The organism is Trinickia sp. Z7, assembly GCF_056498045.1.
The window spans coordinates 84305-92440 of sequence record NZ_JAUEQW010000018.1 but is presented as its reverse complement, the minus strand read 5'-3'; the positions used below and the strand labels follow the sequence as shown (position 1 = coordinate 92440).

Annotated in this window: 8 protein-coding genes; 5 read left to right on the top strand and 3 right to left on the bottom strand. The window is 60.2% G+C overall.

Annotated elements, in window-relative coordinates:
- Positions 1-112 precede the first annotated feature (112 nt).
- Entirely contained in the window at positions 113-361 is a 249-nt protein-coding gene (locus tag QQS38_RS23140) for a hypothetical protein (RefSeq protein ID WP_479647681.1), read from the bottom strand.
- A gap of 287 nt (positions 362-648) precedes the next feature.
- Between QQS38_RS23140 and QQS38_RS23135 the strand changes: the two genes are divergently transcribed.
- The 3 genes from QQS38_RS23135 (at position 649) to QQS38_RS23125 (ending at position 3379) form a co-directional block, all read left to right on the top strand.
- Positions 649-1881, top strand: coding sequence for a molybdopterin-dependent oxidoreductase (locus QQS38_RS23135; RefSeq protein WP_479647680.1), 1233 nt, complete (start codon positions 649-651; stop codon positions 1879-1881).
- A gap of 10 nt (positions 1882-1891) precedes the next feature.
- Entirely contained in the window at positions 1892-2227 is a 336-nt protein-coding gene (locus QQS38_RS23130; RefSeq protein ID WP_479647679.1) for a c-type cytochrome, read from the top strand.
- Between the two features lie 222 nt (positions 2228-2449).
- Positions 2450-3379: a haloalkane dehalogenase gene (locus QQS38_RS23125; protein ID WP_479647678.1), complete on the top strand. Its 930-nt coding sequence runs from the start codon at positions 2450-2452 to the stop codon at positions 3377-3379.
- A gap of 114 nt (positions 3380-3493) precedes the next feature.
- Here QQS38_RS23125 and QQS38_RS23120 read toward each other — a convergent pair whose 3' ends face one another.
- Together QQS38_RS23120 and QQS38_RS23115 are read right to left on the bottom strand one after the other, a co-directional pair.
- On the bottom strand, positions 3494-3859 hold the full coding sequence (locus tag QQS38_RS23120) for a DUF1493 family protein (RefSeq protein WP_479647677.1): 366 nt from the start codon (positions 3857-3859) through the stop codon (positions 3494-3496).
- Positions 3859-4290, bottom strand: coding sequence for an STM2901 family protein (locus tag QQS38_RS23115; RefSeq protein WP_479647676.1), 432 nt, complete (start codon positions 4288-4290; stop codon positions 3859-3861). Before QQS38_RS23115 ends, QQS38_RS23120 begins: the two co-directional genes overlap by 1 nt.
- A gap of 381 nt (positions 4291-4671) precedes the next feature.
- Here QQS38_RS23115 and QQS38_RS23110 point away from each other — a divergent pair, with 381 nt between their 5' ends.
- Both QQS38_RS23110 and QQS38_RS23105 read left to right on the top strand, forming a co-directional pair.
- A complete protein-coding gene (locus tag QQS38_RS23110; RefSeq protein ID WP_479647675.1) occupies positions 4672-7044 on the top strand; it encodes an HAD-IC family P-type ATPase in 2373 nt (790 codons plus the stop codon).
- An 82-nt stretch (positions 7045-7126) separates the two neighbouring features.
- Positions 7127-8002 carry an ADP-polyphosphate phosphotransferase gene (locus tag QQS38_RS23105; protein WP_479647684.1) on the top strand — a complete coding sequence of 292 codons (876 nt, stop codon included), beginning with the start codon at positions 7127-7129 and terminating at the stop codon, positions 8000-8002.
- The last annotated feature ends 134 nt before the right edge of the window (positions 8003-8136 follow it).

The window sequence follows — 8136 nt, the reverse complement described above, 5'->3', positions numbered from 1 at the left end:
CCCATCCACACCTCGTCAGGATTTGCAGGATTCACGCATCAATATGCCCGCTTCTTGCAAATCCAACAACACCGTTTCGGCTTCACAGCCTTACTGCATACGCCTCGCACGATTATTCAGGTCCGACCAGCGAGGTACCCGCGCCCGAGACCTCGACCTCAGCCAGTTCGGCCAATGTCGGCGCATGCTCCAGCATGCTGAAGTCTTGCAGCAGTGCGATAGGGACCGCGATTTTCACGCCATGTACGAAGGTGACCTCCAGCGTGCGTGTGGACCGTATGAAGCGAGCCGCTACGATGGTCGGCTCCTCTGCACCGCGTTTGCGTGCGGCGGCCATTTCGGCAGCAGTGATCTTAGCCATGTATGTTTCTCCATTCCCTGCAAAGGCGCTCGATTTCGGGTTCAATCAGTTCAGCAAGCCGGGCGATTGTGCGATCCGACATGCGCCCCTTGACTGTCAAGGACCACATGGTTGCTCGGACGTTTGGCTGTCAGACCGCTCAGGCACACGGGTTCGAACGAGAAGATGAACCGCTCGGGTAACTCCGCGTAGAACCTCGCTGTCCAGGTACATATATTAATTTGGGTACGGGTTGAATCTGCCGGCGCGACGAAAGCGCCAACTCAGTCGCGGACGCGGAGAAAGCGATGATCGACGGATACGATATCAGGCGTCGTCAGTTGCTGCAGTCCCTCATGTCTGCAAGCGTTGGTTGCCTTACGTGGGGGCTGTCAGACGTCGCGAGAGGGGCGAATGCGATTACTCTGCCCTTTGAAAACGGCCTGCGGGAATTGACCACGGCGTTTCCGCAGAAAGGCGAGATGCTACTGGTCCGCAGCCGTCCACCGCTGCTGGAGACACCATTCTCCGTTTTCGATCGGGGCGTTTTCACGCCCAACGATCAGTTCTTCGTGCGCTGGCACTTGGCTGGCATCCCGACGAGCATCGACGCGCGCAGCTTCCGGGTCAGGATTCATGGATCGGTGCACCGCGAAGTCGTGCTCGGACTTGCAGAGTTGTCCAGAGACTTCGAGCGCGTCGAGGTCGCCGCCGTTAACCAGTGCGCGGGGAACTCGCGAGGATTCTTCAAGCCGCGCGTTGCGGGCGGAGAGTGGGGTAATGGCGCGATGGGCAACGCGCGCTGGACGGGCGTGCGCCTCAAGGACATTCTGGACCGCGCGGGCGTGAAGGCGGGCGCGGTTCAGGTCCGCTTCAATGGGGCCGATACGGGCGCGCTTGCGGCTACGCCCGACTTCGTCAAGACGCTGAGCGTTGATCATGCCCGCGATGGCGAAGTGATGGTGGCATTCGCAATGAACGGCAAGCCGCTGCCATTTCTAAACGGCTTTCCGCTGCGGCTGGTCGTCCCCGGATGGTATTCGACTTACTGGGTGAAGATGCTCGACGACATCGAAGTCATCGACACACCGGATACCAACTTCTGGATGGCCAAGGCATATCAGATTCCAGACACGCCTCATGCGAACGTGTCACCGGGCCAGAGCGGGGTCACGACCGTCCCGATCAACCGGATGGCGCCACGCTCATTCATCACGAACCTGAGCGACGGCGCTGTCGTGGATGTCGGCAGGCCGCAGCCTATACGCGGCATTGCGTTCGGCGGCGATACCGGCGTCCGCGCGGTACATTTTTCAGCCGACGACGGGATGACATGGACGCTCGCGAAGCTTGGTCAGGATTACGGAAAATACAGCTTTCGCCGCTGGGAAGCGTCATTCCTTCCGCGACATGCGGGTCAATTGGTGCTGAGGGTAAAGGCAGTCAACAACGATGGCGTTGAGCAGCCGGACAAGCCAAACTGGAATCCCGGCGGCTACATGCGTAATGTGATCGAAGCGATGACCGTCGTTGCGGCTTGAGGAGCGCACCATGAAAGCATGGGTTGCATGGGTGACCATCTCTATCGCAGGCGCCGTCGCATCAGGCGGAGTGGCCGCCAAAGCACCTGGCGGCGTTGCGGGGAATACCGCGCAGGTTTCGCTGCCCACGGGTAACCCTTTCCCGCAAGGACCTGGATCGGATCTCGCAAACCGTCATTGCCTGATATGTCACTCCGCGGGTATGGTGATGCGGCAACCACCGCTGACGTTTGACGACTGGAAAGCCGAAGTGACCAAGATGCGTGCGGTCTACGGCGCTCCTCTTCCACCCGAAAGCATCGAAGATATTGCCCGCTATCTGGTGACGATCAACGGGAAATCCTGACCCCCATTAGCGCCTTATTGCTGCTGCGTAATCCTCCCGTCCAGCAAGCGGGATCAGAAATAAAGCGTCGTGGCCGTCGTGATGATCGTGCTCTTGGGGCGGATGCGACTACATTGCTTACCCTCGGTAAATTGTCTTTTCATCCGGTCAAATATTATCAACCCCGGCTCATGTAATTAGGATGGTCGCTACCCAAGCCGAACTTTCCTAAGGAGCCGTGCCATGCCTGAACATGCAAACTCTTCGCTGCCGCGCGTGCCGGTCCTGGCTTCGACGATGGCCTATCGGCAGCAAGGACCGGAAGATGCGTCCGTCGTGCTGTTTCTGCACGGCAACCCTACGTCGTCCTACATTTGGCGGAACATCCTGCCCGCGATCGCGGGGACGCACCGGGCCATTGCGCCCGACCTGATCGGCTACGGGCAGTCCGGCAAGCCTGACATCGAATATCGCTTCGCCGATCACGTCCGCTATCTTGATGCCTTCATCGATTCTCTGAAGCTGGATCGCTTTTACATCGTCGCGCAGGACTGGGGCACGGCGCTGGCTTTTCACTTCGCCGCTCGTTTCCCGCAGCGCGTGAAGGGCCTGGCGTTCATGGAATTCATTCGGCCTTTCGACCGCTGGGACGACTTCCATCAAAATCCGCAAGCGCGCGCGACGTTTCAGAAGTTCCGCACGCCCGGGCTCGGCCAAGACCTCATTCAGCGCGACAATCTTTTCCTCGAGCGGATTTTGCCGGGCTCCATCCAGCGCACGCTGACCGACGACGAGCGCGCCGCCTACCGGCAGCCCTTTCCGACCGAGGAATCGCGCAAACCGATTTGGCGTTTGGCAAACGAATTGCCGATCGAGGGCCACCCGGAAGATGTGCACCGTTGGCTGACCGAGGCGCACGCCGCTCTGAAGACATCGACCTATCCGAAGCTACTGTTCGTCGGCACGCCGGGTGCGGTGGTGTCTCCCGCGTTTGCCATGCAGTTCGCGGCGGCGCAGCGCAATATCCGCGTAGTCGAGTTGGGCGCTGGTTTTCATTATCTGCAAGAAGACCACGCGGCGCGGATCGGCGAGACGCTCGTCGAATGGCTCCGAGGCATCGAAAGTCGTAGTCCCCGGTCTCCAAACGGAATGCTTCAAGGAAGTGCTGCATGAACCCGTCGGCATCGTCGCCTTGCGAACGAAACACTGGTTGAGGCGCAGCGATGGTCGCATCGGCCGGGGAGAGGGTTGAAGAAAGAGATGCACGAAGCGGATCGACCGCAATTTCTACCTTTGGCCACCGACGCTCGGTCGCGAGAGCGCGACCGAGTCCCACTTGCCATCGATGAGCGCTTTGTGAAGCATGCCAACGGTCATCGTTTCTCGTTTGAATGAATGTGGCTTTCTCATTAGCTTCATGATGAGATGATAGAGAATCCCCTCTCCTTCCATTAGGAAGTAGCGATGAAAGTCGTAGTCGCCTCTGTCCAAGCGAAAAACTTCAAAGAAATGCTGCATGAATTCATCCGCATCGTCTCCCTGTTGCCCTAGATCGTATTCGATCGTCGATTCGGGGGTGATAGCCTTCTTCGGCGATACGCATGCTTCCTTTCTGATGAATGATTCAAGGTCTTCCCAGGTATGGTTTCCCATCAAAACACCTTATCCTCAGGCGAGACAATGCGGTTGTATCGAATGACGGTGTGATACCCGATCTGCGCGACGTCGTTTGCCAACAGCATCCAACCGACGCCTGGCAGCGTTCGACCGACAAACGTGCCCAGCTTGTGGGTCAAAATCCAGCGAAGCCTTTTTATGCTGCTCACCGTGAAGGTCGGCAAGACCTTCTTTTTCAGTTCGTAGCGAAACAACGAACGAGACATAACGGACGCGATAGAAGTTCCTTTTGTCGCGCCCAATGGCTTGGCCCGGGTTGGCAAAATCGGCAGACCGGAAAGAATCAGAATGACGTATTCCACGTCGTCGATTCCTAGCTGCTCGCAGGTCTGTTCCACTGCGACGACTAAGAAAAGCTCTGTCGGCTCCAGATCTTCGTGAGATCCGTAGTTATACGTGTTGCTCATGCGGCCCTCATGTTTGTTTTTGTTAAGGCTCTGATACGAGCCTACGGACAGAGGACGAGACGTCGCCCATTCGTGGGCCGGATCGTATCAAAAAAAGCGGAGACGCTGGTCGATCCATCTGACGAATCGGACAGCAGCGGGGACATGTAGCCACGTGTGATGCTGCGATTCACTGCATCGGGACGCGATGTGTGAAAACGCCTTCACTACCAGATGGCCGGAGCTCACGGTTCGCAAGATTGAAGGGCGAATGAACTAGCGTTGGCGGTCCGATGTAGCGTCCAAACTAACGCAACGAGTTTCTTCCGTTACCGAAAGAAGCTCATGGCGGACCCGCACCGGATGTTGTAGCGTGCATCTGTGCAACCACAGGAGAACCCCGTGACCCTAGGCGCGGTGAAAGAGCCCGGTCAGGCACTCGGTGTGGCGAGTCCGCCGGCAGCACCGCCGACGGGCGGCCTGAGCAGTGCCGAGGCGTGCCGCAGGCTGGCTGAGGCCGGTCCGAATGCGATGCCGGATACCTCTGCGCACCCGTTGCGCAGAGCGCTCGGGAAGTTCTGGGCGCCGGTGCCGTGGATGCTCGAAGCCGCTGTCGTGCTGGAATGCACCCTTGGAAAATTGGTCGAGGCAAGCATCATTGCGGGGCTCCTCGTGTTCAACGCCGCGCTTGGGTTCTTTCAGGAAAGCCGAGCGCAGGCGACGCTAACCGCGCTCAAATCGCGCCTGGCGCTCAACGCTTCGGTGCACCGCGACGGAGCATGGTCGATCATCCCGGCCGCGGATCTGGTGCCGGGCGATGTGGTCAAGCTATCGCTGGGCGGCGTGGTGGCGGCCGACATGAAGCTTGTATCGGGTAACGTCCTGCTCGACCATTCGATGCTCACCGGCGAATCGGTGCCGGTCGAAGCCGCGGCCGGCGCGCAGACATTTGCCGGTGCGCTGGTGCGGCGCGGTGAAGCGGTGGCCGTTGTCACCGCGACCGGCGCGCGTACCCGCTTTGGCCGCACGGCGGAGCTGGTCCGCACTGCGCACGTGGTGAGTTCGCAGCAGAAGGCGGTATTGCTCGTCGTGCGCAATCTGGCGATATTCAGCGGCGTCGTCATTGCGATGTTGCTGGCCTGCGCGCTGTATCTTCATCTGCCGTTGGCCGATATCGTGCCGCTCGTGCTGACCGCCGTGCTTGCGTCGATTCCGGTGGCGTTGCCGGCCACCTTCACGCTATCGGCCGCGCTCGGCGCACGCGCCCTGGCAGGGCGCGGCGTGCTGTCCACGCGCCTGACCGCCGTGGACGAGGCCGGCACCATGGACGTACTGTGCGCCGACAAGACGGGCACATTGACGCGCAACGCGCTAACTGTCACGGCTGTGCGGCCGATGCCCGGATTCGATAGCCAACACGTGCTGACGCTCGCGGCGCTGGCGAGCGCCGAGGGGAGCCAGGACCCGGTCGATACTGCGATTCGCGCGGCCGCCGCGAGGCATGCCGCACCCGATGCACCGACCCTCGTCGAATTCACGCCCTTCGATCCAGCGAAGAAGATGTCCGAAGCAAGCGCAACCGATTCGACCGGCGGTGTGCAGCGGATCGTGAAGGGCGCATTCGCGGTCATCACGGGGCTTGCAGCACCGTCACCGGCAGCAGCGGCGCTGGCCGATGAACTGGAGGGGAAGGGCTTTCGGGTGCTCGCCGTCGCGGCAGGCGCGCGAGCGGCTCTGAAGCTGGTCGGGATGGTTGCGCTGAGCGACCCGCCGCGCGACGATTCGGCCGCGCTCGTTGCGGAGCTGCACTGTCTCGGGGTGCGCGCCTTGATGGTCACCGGGGACGCGCCGGCAACCGCGGGCATTGTCGCCCACGCGGTCGGCCTCGAGGGCGCAATCTGTCCTCCGGGCCCCATTCAGGACGGCGTCGAGCCGGAGGCATTCGCGGTTTTCGCCGGCGTGCTGCCTGAGGACAAATACAAGCTCGTCAAGGCGTTCCAGCACAGCGGCCATGTCGTCGGCATGTGCGGTGACGGCGCCAACGACGCGCCCGCGCTGCGCCAGGCGCAAATGGGCATCGCGGTGTCGACGGCGACCGACGTCGCCAAATCCGCCGCCGGGATGGTGCTGACCGAACCCGGGCTCGGCGACATCGTGGCGGCGGTGAAGGAGGGCCGCGTAACGTTCCAGCGCATGCTGACCTACACGCTGAATTCGATCACCAAGAAAATTGTGACTGCGCTTTTACTGGTGTTCGGTCTGCTCATGACGGGGCACGCGATCCTTACCCCGTTGCTGATGGTGATCCTGATGATCGCGGGTGATTTTCTCGCCATGTCGTTGACGACGGACAATGTGGACCCTTCGCCATCGCCGAATACCTGGCGAATCGGCGATCTAACGATTGCGGGTGTGATCCTCGGCGTCGCTCTGCTGGCCTTCTGTACTGGTGCACTGGCAATTGGCAGGTTCGCGATGGATCTGAGCGCCGACGCACTTCAAACCTTTACCTTCGTGGTCCTCGTCTTCGGCAGTCAGGCGACGCTCTACGCGATTCGTCAGCGCCGGCGCATGTGGGGCTCCCGTCCCAGTGTTTGGCTGGTCGCGTCGTCGGTTGCCGATATCGTGATCGCCGTGTTTCTTGCCGTCGGTGGCATTGCGATGACGCCGCTGCCCGTCGCAGTGGTAGCGGCGGCGCTTGCCGCAACAGTGGTTTTTGCGGTCGTGCTGGGCGCGCTGAAGATTCCCATCTTCGCCCACCTGCGGATCACGTAGTACGTCATGTTGTCTCTGTTGATATCGGCCTCGTGACGAACCGGCGGCGACTGACGTGGCTATGACCGAGAACAGGATCGAGATGAAAAACAAATCGGAAGATTTTCGTGTGCTAGAGGGCAATGAAGTCAGTCTTGCCAAATGGCCAACCAGTGTGGATCCCCTGTACACCTCGAAGGAGCACTACAAGGAACTACTGACAGAGCACGTGGCCCGACTGAGTTCGCTGCAGCAACGATTCTACGCATCGAACCGCCATGCGCTCCTGCTGATCTTCCAGGCCATGGACGCGGCCGGCAAGGACGGCGCAATCAAACACGTGATGTCGGGCGTGAATCCGCAGGGTTGCCAGGTTTTCAGCTTCAAACATCCCACGCCCGCCGAGCTGGAACACGATTTTCTCTGGCGCACCACTCGCGATTTGCCGGCGCGCGGACAAATTGGCATCTTCAACCGGTCGTACTACGAGGAGGTTTTGATCGCCCGGGTTCATCCGGAGATTCTGCTTGGCGAAGGGCTGCCGGATTCGTCGCTCGATAAGCAAGCGATCTGGCACGACCGATATCGGTCGATCGTGGATCTGGAGCACCACCTCGATAAGAATGGCACGCGCATCATCAAGTTCTTCCTTCACTTGTCCAAGGAGGAACAACGAAAGCGCTTTCTGGACCGCATCGACGATCCGGACAAGAACTGGAAATTCAGCGCAGCGGATATCGAGGAGCGCAAGTTCTGGAACCAGTACAAGAAGGCGTACGAGCAATGCCTAGCCGCAACGAGTACCCATGGCGCCCCGTGGTACGTCGTGCCCGCCGACGACAAGAAGAACACACGATTGATCGTCTCTCAAATCATATTGGACGCACTCGAGTCGCTTAAGCTGACTTACCCCAAATCGACAGCAAGCCGGCGACGGGAACTGCAGGCAATTCGCAGGCGCCTCGAAAATGAAAATTAATGTGCAGGCGCGTAGAGAGCTGGCAACGCATCACGGTTAGCGGATATGACGGGCGCTTTACCTGTTAGCCGACGTTCGGCGGCGGGTGCGGCGACACGGCATCGGAGGGATGCTGCCCGTGTACCTTGGCCCGT

Bases quoted from the DNA above. Each gene is read 5' to 3' on its own strand.
- QQS38_RS23140 (WP_479647681.1), bottom strand. From the start codon at position 361: ATGGCTAAGATCACTGCTGCCGAAATGGCCGCCGCACGCAAACGCGGT.
- QQS38_RS23135 (WP_479647680.1), top strand. From the start codon at position 649: ATGATCGACGGATACGATATCAGGCGTCGTCAGTTGCTGCAGTCCCTC.
- QQS38_RS23130 (WP_479647679.1), top strand. From the start codon at position 1,892: ATGAAAGCATGGGTTGCATGGGTGACCATCTCTATCGCAGGCGCCGTC.
- QQS38_RS23125 (WP_479647678.1), top strand. From the start codon at position 2,450: ATGCCTGAACATGCAAACTCTTCGCTGCCGCGCGTGCCGGTCCTGGCT.
- QQS38_RS23120 (WP_479647677.1), bottom strand. From the start codon at position 3,859: ATGGGAAACCATACCTGGGAAGACCTTGAATCATTCATCAGAAAGGAA.
- QQS38_RS23115 (WP_479647676.1), bottom strand. From the start codon at position 4,290: ATGAGCAACACGTATAACTACGGATCTCACGAAGATCTGGAGCCGACA.
- QQS38_RS23105 (WP_479647684.1), top strand. From the start codon at position 7,127: ATGAAAAACAAATCGGAAGATTTTCGTGTGCTAGAGGGCAATGAAGTC.